This is a genomic window from Polaromonas sp. P1_G4, assembly GCF_056405475.1.
In genome coordinates this window covers 1-786 of the sequence record NZ_JBFUCA010000967.1, presented here as the reverse complement: position 1 = coordinate 786, position 786 = coordinate 1, and the positions used below count along the sequence as shown (strand labels likewise).

The following is a 786-nucleotide window of genomic DNA, read 5'->3' as shown; positions in this document are numbered from 1 at the left end:
GACGCATGGCAACCTCAAACACCGCTGGATACTCTGGAACGCCGCTTTCCAGGAAGCTTGGCATCAAAGAGGCGCATCGAGTGCTGCTCATCGCAGCACCTGAGGAGTACGAAAGTCTGTTGGCCCCACTTCCACCAGCCGTGCAGTTTGTGAGCCAGCCCGATTCAAAGGTAGATATCGCTCACGCCTTTGTCACGCAGCGAGAAGAACTGGCAAAGACTCTGAGTGTCTTGCGCAAGAAGCTGAAATCCGACGCAGCGCTGTGGGTCTCCTGGCCGAAGAAGTCAGCCAAGGTTCCGACCACCATCACAGAAGACACTATCCGCGAGTTGGCGCTGCCACTCGGCTTCGTAGATATCAAGGTCTGCGCCGTCACGGAAGTCTGGTCGGGACTCAAGTTGGTGGTTCGCAAGGAGCTTCGCTGAGAATGCGGCCTAACCCTTCCATCAAGACAAACGTTAGGTACCACTCATGGTCGCCACCAAGCTCCTGCTGATCTTTGCTCTTCTCTGCACCTCAGCCCTGCCTGTATCTGCTGAATACACGCCAACGGGACGGAAGGCCATTTCCGTAATCTCGGCCGATTTTCCGCATCTGGATTTCATTTGGACAAGCGCCGAAGGCGATCTGGACGGTGACGGAATCGCTGATCTGGCTTTGGTGGCCACTGGGCAGAGAGGTGGAAATCCACAGCGCGAGGAGCGCCTTTTCATTCTCAAGGGAAATCCGGATGGAAGCTATGGAGTCCTTTCCGTGTCTGACGAGTTTTGTCGCGTGAGCAAGTTC

2 protein-coding genes are annotated in these 786 nt (G+C 55.6%); both read left to right on the top strand.

Annotation, left to right across the window (positions count from 1 at the left end; all coding sequences use genetic code 11):
- A partial coding sequence (locus tag AC1D1X_RS24785) for a hypothetical protein (RefSeq protein WP_477699552.1) occupies nt 1–425 on the top strand: 425 nt, incomplete at its 5' end.
- Nucleotides 426–471: 46 nt separating this feature from the next.
- Nucleotides 472–786 (top strand): hypothetical protein (locus AC1D1X_RS24780; protein ID WP_477699551.1); only part of this gene is annotated, 315 nt, incomplete at its 3' end.